The following is an 18,869-nucleotide window of genomic DNA, read 5'->3' on the forward strand; positions in this document are numbered from 1 at the left end:
GTAACGGCAAAATTAGTCTTTAGTTTAGAATTTTTCGACCAATCAAAGTGAAATCACCTATTCTGTCTTTTTCAATGAATACAAGTACAACTGGCTTGGTTCAGGCCATGGTTTAGATCTAGGTCGATCAAAGTTACGATTCAAGGTTTCCCATTTTAACATATACCTCACTTCCCTTTCGTTATCATCGCCAATATCACTGGTGGTCTGCACCTGCAAGCCGGGAAAACTGCCTTCAATTTTCAAATCTGAACCAAAAGGTTGTGGTTTTAGCACTTTACCGATACGCTCAAAATCATCGTTCAGTAAAATCGTACCGTTCCCATATTTTATATGCCAGTAATCGATTTGGTAGTTTCCATCATCACGTTTGGTAAAATCTTTTATACGAACCTCAGTATTGATACTGCCGTTTCCTGAAAAATACCAGCGATAATCCCAATCGGTTACCTGAGTATACATCCATTTGTGAGCGTTCAATCGTGCCGTATAAAACTGAAGATTACCCTCCGCATCATACTTATGATAGGCAAATACAGGCCTATTTTTATCATCTAAACAAAGTTTTGCCGCTAAATTAATTATACCTCCCTTTACCGGAATGGGATCGACAATCAATTGTTTTTGATCTAAAGTAGCCGGCAATTCAATTTTTTCACCAAAAGCATTGAACCAATTTTTTAAATCGGGACTCTTCATATAAGAAAGGTCATGATTGGTCGAACAATCGGGAGTGTCGCGCCACACCCAATAAACATGATACCACCCGTCTTTCATAATCGTAGGTTGCGTTTGATAGGCGTTCATCAATCCCTGCCCATCGGTCAAAGGAACGTCGAGCATTCTAGACCAATCTTTGTTTTCACAGGAATAAATATTATAAATCTCATTTCCGTTGCCACTTCCACCATCGCGATAGTGAAAAAGTAATTCGCCCTCTTTCGTATTCATAAAATGGGGATAAGTGCATCGCTTTTCGTTACTACCCACCAATGTCATTTGTTGAACCAGTGTGGAGATATCATTCGGTTTTGTGCTTTTGAAATACGTAATCGGATTGACATGCATGTTGCCGGAAAGGTGAATGTAGCCTTCTTTGTCGATTCCCAATGTGACCGAATTGTGACTATCCCAACCTAAAACGGTGCTAGTACCACCTTTAGTTTTACGAGAAGTTGCGGGTAACACGTGCAACTGGAATTTATCATCATCAAGATTGCGCTGGCCAACCACCATATTACGATTGGCATTGTAGTAGGCAATATATTGTCTATTATCATGAGTATATAAACAGAAACCGACAGGGTGACCCGCCCACACGCTATCGATAGCAATAATCTGGTGTACGGACTCCGTATTCTTGGTTTCATCGATAACAATCTCTTGCCCCAAAATTTTTAAAGGAGATACAAAGAGCGAGGCAAATACAATTAAAAGAAGGTACGTTTGTGGTTTCAAAAGGATGTATTTAAGATTAATCATGGCTCACGGCAATAGCCTCATGGACACACCCTTAAAAGTCATATAAAAATATCAAGAACACAAGCATCTCAATTCAAAAGTTTATGATGCTTGACAAAGCACTCCTTTTTAATGAAGAATGAGGAAGTAATTGAATGGAAGAATCTTACCCTATAGGTTCGTTCCACCGACCTACTCATTTAAAAGCAGCAAAGGCAAGGCACCCTTTCTTTAATTCAACTTATTATTTAGTCTGCTAAGTTTTATCTGCGTTAACACTTTTTTGGTGTACAGCGGAAAGTCGGCATTGAGAATCCACCCAAAATACCCAGGTTCGTTATCCAATACATCGAGTACTTTTTTACCCTTATGTTTTCCGAAGGCAAATATTTCTTCGTCATCTTCATCATAACCCAAAAACCCAGCGAAATCGGCAAAGCGTCGGTGCGTAGAAAATTCAGCTAATTTTTTCACGTTGTTTTCAAGTTCAGGATAGCGATCGAGCTGCGAAAGCAAGACTTCGTATGTCGCTTTCGTATCTGCCGCTGCACTATGGGCATCGGTCAAATCTTTATCGCAATAAAACTTATAAGCTGCTCCCAAAGTACGTTTCTCCATTTTGTGAAAAATGGTCTGAACATCGACCGCAACCGTATTCTTCATATCAAAATCAATATTCGCCCGTAACATTTCTTCAGCTAGAAGGGGAATATCGAAGCGATCGGAATTGAAACCTCCCAAATCACTATCTTTAATCATGGCATGAACTTCTTTGGCAAGCTCTGAAAAAGTAGGTTCATTGGCTACTTGCTCATTGGATATTCCGTGCACGGCCACCACATCATCAGGAATCGGCATTTCAGGGTTCACCAACCACGTCTTACTTTCCTTATTACCATTTGGGAAAATTTTCAGAATCGAAATCTCGACAATTCTGTCTTTGGCGACATTGGTTCCTGTCGTTTCCAAATCAAAAAAACAAATGGGTCTTGTGAGTTTTAATTCCATGATTTTGGGCTTGTTTTTACAAATATAGGCCTAAATAAAATATCCCTTGACACCCTTTGTCTACAATCTGGTATTGATAATATTATTGAACGCAGAACCGAATGTATAGCTCAAACCTACACTTAGACCGGTTACAAAACTTGTAGCAATTTGCTTCTGTTGTAACAACACATCTTCTAGAGACGCATCACCTGCCGGCAGGTTTATTTGATCTTGGATCAATTTCATATTACCGGAAAACCGAACGGCTAATCCTTTGAGCACCCGAAGTGAAACTGAGCAGTCGAACTGTACCCTATTCTTTGAAAAATCACTTAAAAAAGTAGATGCTATCAATCGCGAATACATATTGCCCCATGGTTGCCGAAACCGTGCCTGAACATCCAATGAATGGCTAAACAAGGTTTCGGTGTCTTCACCGAATATAGTGGTCTCAATGTAATCATTATGAACAAGCCCGATTTTATAGGCCAATGTAATCTCACGTCGCAAAACCTCACGATATGGGAAAATATTATATTCCAGGGCCGGCGTCATTCGAAGTGCCAAATCAAGATTGGTATACGTATCATATCGTGCACTTCCAAAAATACCTACCGACCAATGATCCGTAAGGCTCCGAACAATACTTCCGTTACCAAAATATCGTTTTCGTTTGCTTATAAATTCTTCATCATCCTGTACAAACTTACTGTTCGCCTGACTGATTTCAATATCTGCCCTGATACGCCACTTTTCAGTTACTCGGTCACTTACAAAACCCGCTTCGTATCGAAATGAGTTTCTGCTCGACTCTTTATTCATTCGTGCCTCGCCCCGCACCTCGAACAACCAGTTGTTCCAAGGATCTTCAAAATCAATATCTTGGCGTTTTGCGAGACCTTCATCTGTAATTCTATAGACAACTTTGTCGGCCAAATCCGATGCCGCCACGTATTTCAACAATCCTGATTTTATGGTCTTCACCAATCCCTTACGGATATCATCAGCGGTCATGTTCGAGTTGGTATCGTACGACTGCTCATTAACAATATCTGCAAAACTATCTGTACCGATGTAATCCAATTTATAGGTTCGCCCTCCGCTACCATTAGCAATATCGTATATAAACAGCTTTACATTCGCTAGGGCCTGATCCCGAACATGGGAGGCAAAATTTATTTCCTGACGGATATAGCTCCGTTCACAATTACAATCTACAAAAAGCTTTATAGATTCTTTTTGTTCAACATCTTCTTGAGAGAAACCAATACTAACGAATAAAAAAAAGATATAAAGAAGAAATGACCTTGTGGTTTCAAGGATGTTTTTCATTAAGAATAGTGTTTGGTGATTGGCATTTGAATTACGAAGATCCAAATATAGGGGTTGAACTAAGGAAAAACTATTCTTTTGCGAAAATATAGATCATAAAATACGGATTATTAGCGCGCTATCGGAAAAGTCACCAACCCTTCAAAGAAAAATCATCAACCCATTACTACAAAATATGAGATTGTTAAACTTGGAGTTAAAAAAGTTTAATCGGCTATACTTCGCGATTGAGATCCCATGATTCTAAATAATCGGCAACCGCTTTCACAAACATACTGCCCAATGCACCATTCACCACACGATGATCATAGCTATGCGACAGGTACATTTTACTACGGATCCCAATGAAATCACCATCTTCGGTCTCTATCACGGACGGCATTTTGCGAATGGCCCCCAAAGCCAAGATACCAACTTGAGGCTGATTGATAATTGGCGTTCCGAAAACACTACCAAACGTACCTACGTTGGTAACTGTATAGGTACCATCTTGCACCTCGTCAGGTTTTAATTGATTGTTGCGTGCTCGATTGGCAAGGTCATTAACAACTTTGGCCATACCCACAAGATTCAACTGATCGGCATTTTTGATAACAGGAACAATAAGGTTACCGTCGGACAAGGCCGCCGCCATTCCTATATTAATGTTCTTTTTCTTTATGACCCGGTCTCCGTCGACCGAAATATTCATCAGAGGGTATTTCTTTAATGCCTTCGCCACTGCTTCCATAAAAATGGGTGTGAAGGTCAACTTCTCCCCTTCTTGTTGTTCGAAGGAGTTTTTCATTTTATTTCGCCAATTCACGATATTGGTGACATCGACCTCAATAAAGCTCTGTACGTGAGCGGAGGTAGAAACACTATCTACCATGTGCTTGGCAATCAACTTGCCCATACGGGTCATTTCAATTACCTCATCTCCACCAGAAACTTGAACCCTTGAAACCGGTTCCTTTTCTTGACCCGTAGCCAAAGCTACTTTTTGTATCACCTTACTCTCCTTTGTATCGGAAGTACCTGTTTGAACTATTTTGGCCGACTTTCTATTTTCCAAATAAGCTAAAATATCATTCTTTGTAACGCGTCCCTCATTACCAGTGCCCGAAATGGCATCCAACTCTTTTATTGTTATACCTTCTTCTTTGGCAATATTCTTGACCAACGGAGAATAGAACCGATCAGAAGTTTCTGAACTAGGGCTTCCTTGGGGTTTACTTACAGTTTCTTTAGCGATAGCAACGCTATCTTCCAATTCTGAAACGATTTCTTGATGGTTTCCTATTTCTTCATGCCCCTTCGCAATAGTGGCCACTCCGTTCTCACTCGGTGAGTTCGACCCGTTAAGTTCGATAATGGCCACAATGTCTCCCACCTTTACAATATCATCAACGTCAAAAAGCTTTTCTACCAAAACACCTTCTACCTCACTAGGCACCTCTGAATCGACCTTGTCGGTAGCAATCTCAAAAACCGCTTCATCCATCTCTATAGTGTCACCAACATCTTTAAGCCATGTGGTCAATGTCGCTTCTGCTACACTTTCCCCCATTCTCGGTAATTTTAGTTCAAACTTTGACATAATTTTAGTCTATCTATTTTTAGGACGGCTATCTTACAAAAATAAAGAAAAAACGACCTTGTATCAACATTATAATTATCAGCCCAGTCTTAATTCGCTTTTAACGACGCTTCGAATGGAATACGGTTTAATATACTTCTTCCCAAGGTAACCTCGTCAGCATACTCCAATTCATCGCCAACAGCGATACCCCGCGCAATGGTAGTAGTACTTACACCCAAGCCCTCCAATTGTTTATAAATATAGAAATTGGTGGTATCACCTTCCATGGTTGAGCTCAAAGCAAAAATAAGTTCTTTTACTTCTCCGTTTTTCGCTTTATGCACTAATGATGTTATGGTCAAGTCTTGTGGCCCAACACCTTCCATAGGGGATATTTTCCCCCCAAGCACATGATACAAGCCTCTATATTGTCCTGTATTCTCAATGGCCATTACGTCTCTTATATCTTCAACCACACAGACAAGTGTTGCATCCCTTTTGGGATTAATGCAGATTTCACAAAGTTCTGTATCTGAAATATTATGACAATTGTTGCAGAACTTCACCGTGTTTCGAAGGTCTTGCAATGCCAAGGCCAATTTATCAGTTCGACCTTTCGGTTGTTTCAATAAATGTAACACCAGGCGTAAAGCCGTGCGTTTTCCTATCCCAGGCAACTGAGACATCTCATATACCGCATTTTCCAGTAGTTTCGAAGAAAAATCCATGAGTACAAAATTACAATTTTATAGCTGCAATGCACATGATTCGAAATATCATTTCTGAGAGTGCATTTTAAAATTCGCATAAAAGGCAAAATAAAATGGGGTCCCTATAAAAACTAAGAAGCTGCCATTAGAGCAATGGCAGCTTCTCAAAATTAACCAAGTAACAAATAGGTTCTTATTCCTATTTCTTTTAATTCAAATGTTGTCAAACTTCATTTTTCAGGTCAGTTTTAACAACACTATTTATAACCCTAGTAGCCGGGGTTCTGTGGTGTTAAGTTAGGGTTGTTGATCATTTCTTGCTCAGGCAAAGGAAACAATAAATGTTTCTCTTGTAGCGCCTGATCGGAACTTAGATTTACATGACCAACAAAATCATCAAAACCTCCCGTTTCACTATTATAAACTTTTTTAAGCCTAACCATATCGAACCATGTAATCTGCTCGTATGCCAATTCGTGCCATCGTTCTTGCAAAACGGCATCACGGAAAGAAGCAGTGTCAAAAGCGCCTAATGCAGGAGTTGTCAATTGAGCCCTGTCACGAATTCTAGTCAAGGCATCGACAGCTGCTTGATTAGGGCCACCGGCCTCATTCTGAGCCTCGGCATAAATCAATAAAACTTCCGCAAAACGTATGATAGGCATGTTGAGATTATCTTTAGCCGTACCAGGCACACCCAAAGTACCGTTTGCAGTGACATTAAAATGTTTGAAAATGTACGGAGCACCCAAATCGAAAAGTTCTCCGGAACCATTAAGGTAATAACTGCTATAGAACCAACCTTCACGATCGACTGCCCTTAGGTCTCCATCTTCGTACGAATTGTAAAATTCGATTTCAGGTACTGTACTCCCTGTTCCTGAAGGCCCTCTGTAGGTTACAGGCTGAAAATTGGGAAACATATTCCCCATTGGATTTCCGGCCACTTCATCATTGTATTGCAAACTAAAAATGTGCTCAACGGTATTCCCCAAGTTTTCATCATGTACTTCGCCATAAGTATCGAATAAATCGATAGGTCCGGCATTGTCGATAACTTCTTTGGCTTTGCTAGCTGCATCGGCATACCGTGCCGTTTCATTAAGAGGGTTACCGGCCATAGTCAAATAAACTTTGGCCAACAATGATTTTACTGCTGATTGGGAAACTCTTCCACTATCATCCGTCCATGCCAAACCGGCACTTTCAGCTTCCAACAAATCGGCAACGATTAAATCGTAAACTTCTTTTTGCGGTGTACGTACAGGAGAAAAATCTTCTGAAGTGGCACTTTGAGACATTGTTATCAAAGGCACATCACCCCATAATCGTACGGCATAAAAATAGGCCCAAGCCCGAAAAAATCGTGCTTCACCCAAAACCTTGGCTTTTTCCGTTTCATCCATTTCGATATCCGGAACGTTATCAAGTACCAAATTTGCATTTGCTACGACCCTATAAACACCTCTCCACCAATTTCTTATGTGAAGTGTATTGGCATCATAAGACAAGGAATACAAGTTGTTCAAATCTGAATTTTGTGCCGTCTGGGTAGTTGATGTTCCCGTTACCGCCTCTAAAAGCTGCCAGTTTGATGAAAAAATACCCGCACCATCACCTACAAACCGTGCATCGGCATAAACAGCCGCAACTGCTGATTCAGCATGTTTCGCCGTCGTATAGAAACTGTCGGGCGTTAAATTCGAGGGGTCAGATTCGTCTAAGAAATCAGAGCAACCCACTGCCGCGAGCAATACCAGCGAACAGAGATAAAATTTGCCTATATGTTTTATTATATGAATTTTCATAATGTTTTATTTAAAATTTGACTAATTACAGGCCGACTTGTAGACCAATTACAAACGTTGTTGATTTTGGATATTCGTGCCACTTCATTCCCTGTGAGAAAACATTATTACCCTCACCACCACGAATAGGCGTAACTTCTGGGTCTCCGATCAATTCATCGTCGACCAATAAAAAGAAGTTCTGGGCAGAAGCGTACAATCGCAATTTGTTCAAGTGCAAATTATCCAACAAACTTTGCTCAAAGGTATACCCAAGCATAAGGTTTCTACCACGAACAAAAGAACCATCCTTAACCCAATGTGAATCAACATTGGTAACGTAACCCGCCCTTGTATCACGTACTTGGGCAATCATTGTATTTTGGTTGTCAGGTGTCCATGCATTCAAAACAGTGGCATAGCTATTGGCAAGTGCCTGACGGTCTTCACTCGAATGAAGGTTCATATCCATCACATCATTGCCCCAAGAGTATTGTAGCTCCAATGTAAGATCCACGTTTTTATAGGACACATAGTTGGTAAAAGTTCCCCAAGCCGTTGGATAGCCGTTACCGATGATAGATCGATCTTCATCATTTATAATTTTGTCTCCGTTAAAATCCTTGTACTTGATATCGCCCGGAAGAATAGTAAGACCGTTTCGATAACTTACAAAACTAGCAGCTTCCGCCGCTTCATCAGTACCCCAAGTTCCTAAACGAGTAAGCCCCCAAAAGGCACCTACGGGCTCACCGATTCTAATAATACTGGTTTCATTGGTGATACCTGGCCCACCTACACCGAATATATCAGAGGGCGTGGCCAAAGAAAGCACTTTGTTTCGGTTCATTGAAATATTGAATGTTGAATTCCAAGTGACGTTGGCCGTGGCTATATTCTTCGTAGAAAGTCCAAATTCAAAACCCTTATTTTCCATTGACCCCACGTTTCTTCGTATGGTCGCATAACCACTCGACTGTGGTACGGGTGCATCCAATAACATATCTGTAGTCTTTCTGTAATAATAATCAGCTTCCAAGCTTATTCTATTATCGAAAAGTCCCAATTCCAATCCAACGTCATACTGTGCTGTCTTCTCCCATTTCAAATTCGGATTTGCCAGACGATTCAAGCCTGTACCTCCTACACGGTTATCACCCCAAATAGTAGCATAATTTGAACTTAAAAGCGATAGAGAGGAATAGGGAGGAATTTCAGAGTTCCCCGTAACCCCATAACTGGTTCGTAGTTTTAAGTTGGAAATTAAACTGTTATCTACAAGAAAGTCCTCATCGGAAATTCTCCATGCAACCGCTGCGGAAGGAAAAAAGGAAAACTTATTGTTGTCACCAAATTTGGAAGAACCATCGGCCCTACCCGTAACCGTGAACAAATATTTACCATAAAGGTTATAATTCAACCTTCCGAAATAAGAATTCAACGCTTCCCTGTCGGCGAATGATTGTACCGCAATATTATCAGATCCAGCACCGAGGTTGTTGAATTTAAAGAAATCGGTAGGAAAGTTTCGCGAATCTGCGTTGACAAAGAACTGATTAGACTGTTGCCAAGATAAACCCAATAAGGCAGTGAACGAATTGTTTTCATTGATTTCCTTATTATAGGTCAAGTAGTTCTCAATCGACCAAAATGTCTGCTTCTCATTACTTGATTGTGCTCTGGCTACCGCATTGTTATCAAGTACGCTATTACGAAATTCATTATTCTCTTGGGTCAGCACATTGGCACCTATTACCGTTCGCATTTCCAATCCTTCCATAAAAGTGATATTCGAATAAAAACTACCTGCAGTAGTCTGTGTATTCAGAATGTACTCGTTATTCTCCAGCCAGTTGACCGAGTTTCGGGTACCTTCCGCAAAAGGGTAATCCCGGTTATTGGCATACAGACCTTCCAACGGACCCCCTGTGTGTTTAACAGGATAGAACGGATAATCTTCCACCATTCTACGCGGTACTTGGTCATTAGTATCGGCCAAATTCTCAGTTTGATTGTTATAACTTAAAGATCCACCAATTTTTAACCACGGTTTGATTTGATCATCGATTGAAAATCGTCCGGAATAGCGCTTCAAGTAGGTATTTTTCAAAAGACCCTGATCGTCTCTAATTCCAAGTGAAATCGCATAGGTGGTTCTTTCATTACCCCCTGAAAAACCTAACTGATGGTTTTGAGACAATCTGTGTTGTGTAACTTCCTTTGACCAATCGGTATCGTAGATGGCCCTACCATCGCTATCAAAAAGATATGCCACATTAGGGTTAGCTCTTTTAAGCCTAGGCTCGTACTGGGCATATTCACCGGCCGCCCAACCTTCAGGGTCGAATTTCTCAGTATTTTCCCAAGAAAGTTGCTCAATCATGGCATATTGCTCTGAATTCAGAACTTTCGCCTTGTTGGGGCCAAATTGATTGACACTATATTCTACATCATAGGTAATTCTACCTTGTCCGGCCCGGCCTCTTTTGGTGGTAACCAAAATAACCCCGTTCGCACCTCTTGCACCATAAATTGCGGTGGAAGATGCATCTTTAAGTACCTCGATCGAAACTACATCGTTCGGGTTTAAGTAATCTATCGCTGAACTAAAGTTAGCTTGATTACCTTGAGGCAACTGCACCCCATCTATGACATATAGCGGGTTGTTCGAAGAGTTTATTGAACTAAAACCCCTAACCCTGATATTCGATTTACCACCCGGGCGTCCCGAGTTGGTATTTACCTGAACCCCGGCAATTTTACCCGATAGGGCTTGGTTCAACGAAGTAGCAGGTCGTTCTTGGAGTTGATCCGCATCTACTTGGCCGACGGCCCCTGTAAGATCCGATTTTTTCTGGCTACCATAACCGATCAAAACCACTTCTTCAAGTTGGCTTGCATCTTCTTCCATGGTTACGTTCACGGTCGAATTACCATTTACCGCTACTTGCAAGGTTTTGTAGCCCAAATAACTAAAGACCAAGGTAGCACTGTTGTTCACATTATCCAATGTGTAATTACCGTCAAAATCAGTTTGCGTACCGTTTGTAGTTCCCTTAACCAATACGTTTGCACCTGATAGTGGTCCCATTCCGTCAGAAACGTTTCCGGATACTGTTTGTGCTTTTACCTGTGAGAAGCATAGAAATGCGCCCATAAGCAAACAGCTTTTCAATAGAGTGTTCTTCATAATATATGTGTTGTTAGTTGACCGATAAATGTAGTATTTTACCTTTAGCACCTCATGAAATTTCCGTTAAAGAATTGTTAATATTGTAAGAAATAACAGTGTTGCCGCCTACTCATATTTGTGTGAAAAGTTTTTGTACTTTGCGGTTTCAAACCGACTTTTTATGACATCGACCAATATACTTTTGCTCATTGGAGGCTACTTTCTACTGCTGATTTTAATTTCCTATTTCACGGGCAAAAACGATTCAAATGAAGATTTCTTCAAAGCCGGAAATCAATCACCGTGGTATTTGGTCGCCTTTGGAATGATCGGGGCTTCACTTTCCGGGGTAACCTTCATTTCTGTTCCCGGGTGGGTTGCCGATTCGCAGTTCAGTTACATGCAGGTCGTCTTCGGGTATCTGGTCGGGTATTTTGTTATCGCTTATATCTTGATGCCCATCTACTACCGTTTCAACGTAACCTCGATCTATGAATACTTGGCACAACGCTTCGGGGTTGTCAGTTATAAGGTAGGCGCAATCTCCTTTTTTATATCACGGGTCTTGGGCGCATCATTTAGATTATTTCTCGTAGCTATCGTACTTCAACAATTCGTATTCGATGATCTGGGCATTCGTTTTGAAGTCACGGTCACACTTTCTATACTACTCATTTGGGTCTATACCTTTAGAGGGGGGATAAAAACCATTGTCTGGACTGACACGCTACAAACCCTTTTTATGCTTTTATCGGTTGGATTTTCTATTTATTTCATCAATCAAAAACTAGATTGGAGTCTCTCTGAGTTCTTGGCATCCGATGAATTGGCAGAATACAATAAAATCTTATTCACCGATGATTTCTTCGATAAGAACTATTTTATCAAATCTTTTTTGGGTGGTATGTTCATCACCATATGTATGACGGGCCTTGATCAAGATATGATGCAAAAGAACCTCACTTGCAGATCGCTAAAAGATGCACAAAAGAATATGGTATCATTCAGTCTGGTGCTTGTAGTCGTCAATTTTGCCTTTCTACTTCTGGGAGCTTTGCTCTTTATCTATTCAAATAAATTCGATGTGGCAATGCCCCTAATGGACGGCACACCTAAATCTGATTTACTTTTCCCTGAAATAGCTTTGAACAGCGGACTTGATATGATTGTAGCCATAACATTTATGTTGGGGCTTATTGCCGCCGCTTACAGCAGTGCCGACAGCGCACTTACTTCATTGACCACTTCTTTCTGTGTTGATTTTTTAGGAATTGAAAAGAAACCCCAGAACATTCAGAAGAAAATACGCAAACGCACACATATTGGCATGAGTTTGCTTTTGATTATTGTAGTCATCGCTTTTAAGTATATTCTCGACAGAAACGTTATTGATGGTCTACTTACCGTTGCCACATATACGTATGGACCATTACTCGGACTTTTTGCCTTTGGAATATTGACAAAATACCAAGTTCGCGATAAATATGTTTGGATTGTCGCTCTAATATCGGTCGCAAGCATTGTGCTAATGGCCAACATTCCTGTTGAAACTTTTGGAGGGTATCAGGTAGGATACGAGCTTTTACCTATTAACGGACTACTCACTTTTTTCGGATTATGGTTAATCAGACAGAGAAAAACGATTTAATGAGGTACAAAAGCCTCAGCTTGAGGCCCAAAAGTTTTTCAATCAGGGTTAAATGGCTATGGGAATTTTCCTCAGGAAATACACTAAAAATCAGTACTGGTTTGTAGCCAATAAAACCAGTGTACAAGCCACCTCCACGGCTATTCCATTGTTTTTAAGTATTTTATAAAATTCTTCATTTTCAGTTCCAGGGTTGAAAATAACGCGTTTTGGTCTCAATTTTACAATATCATCGTAATAATCGGGTTGCCGAGCCGAATTAATATATAAAGTAATGGTATGTATATTTTGAAAACCGCTTAAATTTGTCTTTATTTGAACTCCGTCAATTTCACCAGTTTTTAAACCAAATGCTTTTGTCTCAATGTTATGGTTCAATAGGCGTTTTACAGCCAAGTTACTATAGCGGTTCGATTTTAGTGAAGCTCCGAAGACCAGAGTTTTTCGCATAAGGGGAGAAATTGTGTTAAAGTTTAGTGAAGACTGTTATTATTTCAAACAAATTACGTCTATTATATATGGGCACTCATTTAATAATATGGTCATTGATAAAGTTGTATGTTTATAGTTAATGGTTAGTGTTTAGTATAGCGGCATCAATGACAGAAACCCTGGCGGAAACGTCAGGGTTTTGTGTTTTTATAACTTTTCCAATATTCAAAATTACCATCTAATAATAGCGCTTGCCCAGGTAAAGCCACTTCCAAAGGCTGCTAAAACTACTAAGTCACCGTCGTTGACCATGCCAGCTTCCCACGCCTCCGTAAGTGCAATGGGTATAGAAGCCGCCGTAGTATTACCGTATTTCATAATATTGTTGAAAACCTGATTATCCCCCAACCTGAACTTCTTTTGAATAAACTGGGATATTCTGAGGTTAGCCTGATGCGGTATCAACATATCGATATCGGAAGGAGTCAAATTATTTTTCGTTAAACCTTCCATAATCACTTCACTGAAACGCACGACCGCATTTTTAAAGACAAACTGTCCGTTCATATGGGGCAAATACGATTCATCATTCGGATTATTATCAGCAATAATATCATTCACCCACCGCTTACCCATACCTGGGGCGATTAGTGCAAGTTCTTCGGCATGTTGTCCCTCAGAATGCAGATGCGTTGATAAAATTCCTTTACTAGTATCTTCTTCCCTACTCAAAACTGCAGCTCCAGCACCATCACCGAAGATTACGGAAACTCCTCTACCCCTAGTGGTCATATCCAAACCATGGGAATGCACTTCAGAGCCAATGACCAAGATATTCTTATACATGCCGGTCTTAATATATTGATCAGCAACGGATAGAGCATAAACGAAACCCGAACATTGGTTTCTAACATCTAGCGCTCCTACAGTCTTTATTCCCAAATCTCGTTGTACCAAAACTCCCGGACCAGGGAAATAGTAATCAGGGCTCAAGGTCGCAAAAACGATGAAATCAATGTCATCTTTATCGATACCGGAACGCTCAATAGCAATTTTTGCCGCCTTGACTCCCATAGTCGTAGTGGTATCTTCGCCTTTCACAACGTAACGGCGCTCTTTGATTCCGGTACGCTCCTGAATCCAAGCATCGTTGGTGTCCATTATTTTAGACAGATCATCATTAGTGACCACTTTTTCAGGCACATAGTACCCTAATCCTATTATTTTTGAATTATACATGTCTAGCTATTTAGTTTATGAAGCCGTCTGATTGTTTCCAATACAAGGTAGTAAATGCTAATTTTTAATCAATATAGCCAAAACAAAAGCCTCTTGAAAATTAGTGCTACCTTTTTTCGATAATTGATTAAAAATAGGAAGAAGGACGGAAATTATTCTCGGTATTTCTTAAAATTATTGATGTGCACTTGTGCTTTCAAATCATGGAGCAGGTTAAATAGACCGAAGAAAGTTCGATTCATATATAAGAAATGTTTTGAACCCCGATTACCGTTCATTTTTCTAATCTCGGTATCTTTCGCAAACCGATCGCTTAGATTGGCTATTTTATTCCAAAAATCATCGGCGCCAAAATCAAAAACTTCTGCGTTTAGCGGCTCGGTGAAAAGCGTCAACATTTCTTTGAACATGGCCGTGAAAAATTCTAATTCCTTAGGAGAATCCGTTGGTGTTAAAATTTCCAGGTCATACATTTTAGCCGTAAAAAGTTCTTTGCTCTGAATAACTACCTTTTTGGCCAACTCGAAATAGGGTATGTAAAATTCATCGGGAATTTCTTTTATACAACCAAAATCGATAGCAATAAGACTTTGTTCCTTGCTGACCAAAAAATTACCGGGGTGTGGATCGGCATGAACCTTTCTTAAAACATGAATTTGAAACATGTAGAAATCCCAAAGCGTTTGACCCAACTTATTCCCTACTTCCTGAGAAAAATTAGTTTTGGCGAAATCGCTTAAATGGGTACCATTCATCCAATCCATAGTAATTATTCGCTCGCTAGACAATTCATTATAATACTCAGGAAATTCTAAATATTCGATAGCGGCACATGCTTTCGTAATTTCTTTGCTCTGTTCAATTTCCAGAAAATAATTGGTTTCCTCAAGTAGTTTATTTTCTACCTCTTTGAAGTATTTGTCAGCGTCTTTACCTTTTATATTGAACATTTTTAAGGCTATCGGCTTCACCAATGCCAAATCGCTACTGATACTTTCTGCTACACCGGGGTACTGTATTTTAACTGCCAGATTTTTACCATCTTTGGTCGCTTTGTGGACTTGACCGATACTAGCGGCATTTACACTATCTTTTTGAAAAGAATCAAATACTTCTTCAGGATATTTACCCAAATATTTTTTGAATGTTTTTCGCACAAGAGGAGCAGACAAAGGGGGAACCGAGAACTGTGATAACGAAAATTTATCTACATAAGCCTTCGGAAGCATATTTTTCTCCATGCTCAGCATTTGAGCTACCTTCAAAGCACTGCCTTTTAGTTCTTTTAACCCGTCATAAATATCTTCTGCGTTATCTTCATTAAGTTGATCCTTGGTCAACTCAGAGTTTACCAACTTTTTTCCATAGTATTTTACGTAATTACCTCCAATTTTAACCCCCGTTTTCACAAGTTGACTAGCGCGTTCAATCTTTCCCGTTGGGATTTTATCTAAAGTCTTCATAGAACTTTATTGCTGTGGGTTAGGCCATTTTTTCTTTAAAAAGGAATTTTCCGAAATCGATGATATTATCTAATGGCGTATTCTCAAAAACATCAAAAACAGTATTCACCGATTTCTCAATGGCAATATCAGTTTTTTCAAAACCTGCAGAATCGTCATCCATCCAAAATTTTAATATAAACAGTAATTGCAACCAAGCTCCTTCAGAAAACAATCTTGGATTGTGTTTGGTTATTTTGAGAGACTTTTCGGCATTACCTTCCACGATGAGCTCTGAGGCAAAAGCCTTAAAATGCTTCCTTAAACCTTTCAGCTGCTCCATTTTCTTTAAAAGACTTTTGTCATTTTCTAAAGTAAAAAGTACATAACTTCTGTTTAAAGTAAGAAGCTCAAAAAAAGAATAATAAAAAGTCAGTAATTTATCTTTGTTCGAAAAAGAATCATACTCTTTATTACTGGTGAGCAAATTTTTAGTGTGCAAAAAAAACTTCGTCCAAATAGACTTTTGAACTCCGGCTATAGATCCAAAATTTTCATAAAATACAGCTTCATCAATACCCTTGTCGTTACAAAACTTATAAACTGATTTGGGTACAACTTCATTTTCAAGAACATAATCCATATACATGGATATAATCGTATCGTCCGTTACTTTTTTCGATTTTACTTTTGTTGCCATTTCTTTACAATTTTGTTGCTTATACAAATTTACCAATAAGGAAATAAAAACGTGCCCTTTTAGAAGAACACGTTCTTAAAACACCAACCAATAAAATTGTCAATCAAACTTTCTTTTTCAATAGTCAAATTAATCCCTATCAATACCATAAAGATACAATTTGTTTAACTATTTATAATATAAATTAAACAAATTTTAACTTAGTTTACTTCGAGTCATAAAAAAGTACTTTTAAGATGCCAGTTTGTCATTAACACTAAGTCTGGTATTTTTTTTGACTGATACCATGCAAAAAGAGGGCTCAATTCCTTTTTTAATTTAAGTAGAATCCAAAATATAAATTTATAGAACTATGGCTACAGGTAAAATCAATGTTTCAGTAGAAAACATTTTTCCACTCATTAAGAAGTTTTTATATAGCGACCATGAGATATTCTTAAGGGAGCTAATCTCAAACGCAACAGATGCCACACTGAAATTAAAGCATCTAACTTCCATTGGCGAGGCCAAAGTCGAATACGGAAATCCTAGAATAGAGGTAAAAATCGATAAGGAAGGTAAAAAGATACATGTAATCGACCAAGGTATCGGCATGACCGAGGAAGAGGTTAAAAAATATATCAATGAGGTAGCCTTTTCGGGTGCGGAAGAATTTTTGGACAAGTACAAAGATTCTGGAAAAGATTCCGGAATTATAGGGCATTTCGGACTTGGTTTCTATTCCGCTTTTATGGTGGCCGACAAAGTCGAGATCATTTCAAAAAGCTTTAAAGATGAGCCCGCGATTCACTGGACCTGTGATGGTTCGCCTGAATTCGACTTAAAAAAGGGTAAGAAGAAAGATAGAGGTACAGAAATCATATTGCATATTGCCGAAGATTCTACTGAATTTCTTGAAGATAGTAGAATCGACACCTTATTGAACAAGTATAACAAGTTTATGCCCGTGCCCATCAAATTTGGCACAAAAACAGAAACGCTTCCTAAACCAGAGGGTGCTAAGGAAGAAGACCCTGCGCCTACCCAAGAGGTCGATAACATTATTAATAATCCAAATCCAGCATGGACAAAGCAACCTGCCGATCTTGAAAACGAAGATTATAAGAACTTTTATCGGGAGTTATACCCCATGCAGTTCGAAGAGCCTTTGTTCCATATTCATTTGAACGTCGACTACCCGTTCAACCTTACAGGTATTCTTTATTTTCCAAGATTGACAAATGACCTGAATGTTCAAAAAGACAAAATTCAGCTCTATCAAAATCAAGTATTCGTTACCGATAATGTTGAAGGTATCGTACCAGAGTTCTTGACAATGTTGCGTGGGGTAATTGATTCACCCGATATTCCATTGAACGTTTCACGTTCTTATCTACAGGCCGATGGGGCCGTAAAGAAAATATCGAGCTATATCACTAGAAAGGTGGCCGATAAATTGAGTTCGTTGTTCAAAAACAATCGCGAAGATTTTGAAAAGAAATGGAACGATATCAAAATCGTAATTGAATACGGTATGTTGTCCGAAGAAAAATTCTTTGAAAAAGCTGACAAATTTGCCTTGTACCCAACAGTAGATGGCAATTACTTTACGTTTGAGGAGTTACAGGAAAAAATTAAAGGCAACCAGACCGATAAAGACGATAAATTGGTCATATTGTATGCATCTGACAAAGAAGCACAACACAGTTACATCGAAGCGGCCAAGGCCAAAGGTTTCGAGGTATTGTTGATGGACTCCCCTATTATAGGTCACTTAATGCAAAAGTTGGAAACATCAAAAGAGAAAATTTCTTTTGCACGTGTAGACGCCGACCATTTGGATAACCTTATCAAAAAGGAGGATGCACAAATCTCGAAGCTATCCGATGAAGAAAAGGAAACTTTGAAAAAGAATCTCGAAGAGGTAATCGAAAACAAAAGCTACACCATTCAGTTGGAAGCCATGGATAGCAATGCTTCGCCATTTATTATCACCGAGCCGGAATTCTTGAGGCGAATGAAAGAAATGCAACAAACCGGCGGAGGCGGTGGTATGTTCGGTATGGGCAGCATGCCAGAAATGTACAACCTCATCGTGAACACCAATCATGAACTCGTAGGTGAAATACTTAATACCAAGACGGCCAAAAAACGGGAACGTTTGATCAATCAGTCTTTAGACCTTGCGCGTTTGTCAAAAGGGTTACTAAAAGGTGAAGAACTAACAAACTTTATCAAGCGTAGCTACGAAATGGTGAAATAAACCGATTCAAATTATGAACATTAAAGAAAACCGCGCCATTCAAATGGCGCGGTTTTCTTTAATTCAGCCCGTTCGACTTGCGTTTAAACCGATAGTGTCAACCTCGGTTTCGATATCGCTCCTCTTTTAGCATAAGAATACTATTCTTTGTTC

The 18,869-nt window shown here is 39.4% G+C and carries 13 protein-coding genes; 2 read left to right on the plus strand and 11 right to left on the minus strand.

The features are described from left to right. Positions 1 to 57: 57 nt before the first annotated feature. The 7 genes from BLS33_RS20895 to BLS33_RS20925 all read right to left on the minus strand — a co-directional run bounded on the left by BLS33_RS20895 (position 58) and on the right by BLS33_RS20925 (position 11,031). Complete coding sequence (locus tag BLS33_RS20895; RefSeq protein ID WP_245731581.1) at positions 58 to 1,458, minus strand: BNR repeat-containing protein; 1,401 nt, start codon at positions 1,456 to 1,458, stop codon at positions 58 to 60. Between the two features lie 234 nt (positions 1,459 to 1,692). Continuing rightward, on the minus strand, positions 1,693 to 2,469 hold the full coding sequence (locus BLS33_RS20900) for a 3'-5' exonuclease (RefSeq protein ID WP_089894543.1): 777 nt from the start codon (positions 2,467 to 2,469) through the stop codon (positions 1,693 to 1,695). A gap of 60 nt (positions 2,470 to 2,529) precedes the next feature. Next, positions 2,530 to 3,783, minus strand: coding sequence for a DUF481 domain-containing protein (locus tag BLS33_RS20905; protein ID WP_089894547.1), 1,254 nt, complete (start codon positions 3,781 to 3,783; stop codon positions 2,530 to 2,532). 214 nt (positions 3,784 to 3,997) lie between these two features. Continuing rightward, the gene (locus BLS33_RS20910; RefSeq protein ID WP_089894550.1) at positions 3,998 to 5,362 is read right to left on the minus strand and encodes a dihydrolipoamide acetyltransferase family protein; all 1,365 of its coding nucleotides are present in this window, start codon (positions 5,360 to 5,362) and stop codon (positions 3,998 to 4,000) included. An 89-nt stretch (positions 5,363 to 5,451) separates the two neighbouring features. Beyond that, positions 5,452 to 6,072: a recombination mediator RecR gene (gene recR / locus BLS33_RS20915; protein WP_089894552.1), complete on the minus strand. Its 621-nt coding sequence runs from the start codon at positions 6,070 to 6,072 to the stop codon at positions 5,452 to 5,454. 251 nt (positions 6,073 to 6,323) lie between these two features. Continuing rightward, positions 6,324 to 7,862: a RagB/SusD family nutrient uptake outer membrane protein gene (locus tag BLS33_RS20920; RefSeq protein ID WP_089894554.1), complete on the minus strand. Its 1,539-nt coding sequence runs from the start codon at positions 7,860 to 7,862 to the stop codon at positions 6,324 to 6,326. Positions 7,863 to 7,887: 25 nt separating this feature from the next. Beyond that, positions 7,888 to 11,031 carry a SusC/RagA family TonB-linked outer membrane protein gene (locus tag BLS33_RS20925; protein WP_089894557.1) on the minus strand — a complete coding sequence of 1,048 codons (3,144 nt, stop codon included), beginning with the start codon at positions 11,029 to 11,031 and terminating at the stop codon, positions 7,888 to 7,890. 163 nt (positions 11,032 to 11,194) lie between these two features. Here BLS33_RS20925 and BLS33_RS20930 point away from each other — a divergent pair, with 163 nt between their 5' ends. Next, entirely contained in the window at positions 11,195 to 12,661 is a 1,467-nt protein-coding gene (locus tag BLS33_RS20930; protein ID WP_089894560.1) for a sodium:solute symporter, read from the plus strand. A 90-nt stretch (positions 12,662 to 12,751) separates the two neighbouring features. Here BLS33_RS20930 and BLS33_RS20935 read toward each other — a convergent pair whose 3' ends face one another. The 4 genes from BLS33_RS20935 to BLS33_RS20950 all read right to left on the minus strand — a co-directional run bounded on the left by BLS33_RS20935 (position 12,752) and on the right by BLS33_RS20950 (position 16,474). Beyond that, a complete protein-coding gene (locus tag BLS33_RS20935; RefSeq protein WP_089894563.1) occupies positions 12,752 to 13,111 on the minus strand; it encodes a CoA-binding protein in 360 nt (119 codons plus the stop codon). Positions 13,112 to 13,324: 213 nt separating this feature from the next. Further along, entirely contained in the window at positions 13,325 to 14,332 is a 1,008-nt protein-coding gene (locus tag BLS33_RS20940) for a 3-oxoacyl-ACP synthase III family protein (RefSeq protein WP_089894566.1), read from the minus strand. Between the two features lie 152 nt (positions 14,333 to 14,484). Further along, positions 14,485 to 15,795, minus strand: a complete 1,311-nt coding sequence (locus tag BLS33_RS20945; RefSeq protein WP_089894568.1) for an ABC1 kinase family protein — start codon at positions 15,793 to 15,795, stop codon at positions 14,485 to 14,487. 19 nt (positions 15,796 to 15,814) lie between these two features. Then, entirely contained in the window at positions 15,815 to 16,474 is a 660-nt protein-coding gene (locus tag BLS33_RS20950) for a TetR family transcriptional regulator C-terminal domain-containing protein (RefSeq protein ID WP_089894571.1), read from the minus strand. A 352-nt stretch (positions 16,475 to 16,826) separates the two neighbouring features. On the opposite strand from BLS33_RS20950, the gene htpG reads away from it, so the two are divergent. Continuing rightward, a complete protein-coding gene (htpG, locus tag BLS33_RS20955; RefSeq protein ID WP_089894574.1) occupies positions 16,827 to 18,716 on the plus strand; it encodes a molecular chaperone HtpG in 1,890 nt (629 codons plus the stop codon). The last annotated feature ends 153 nt before the right edge of the window (positions 18,717 to 18,869 follow it).

The sequence above is a fragment of the Kriegella aquimaris genome, assembly GCF_900103215.1.
Taxonomy (GTDB): domain Bacteria; phylum Bacteroidota; class Bacteroidia; order Flavobacteriales; family Flavobacteriaceae; genus Kriegella; species Kriegella aquimaris.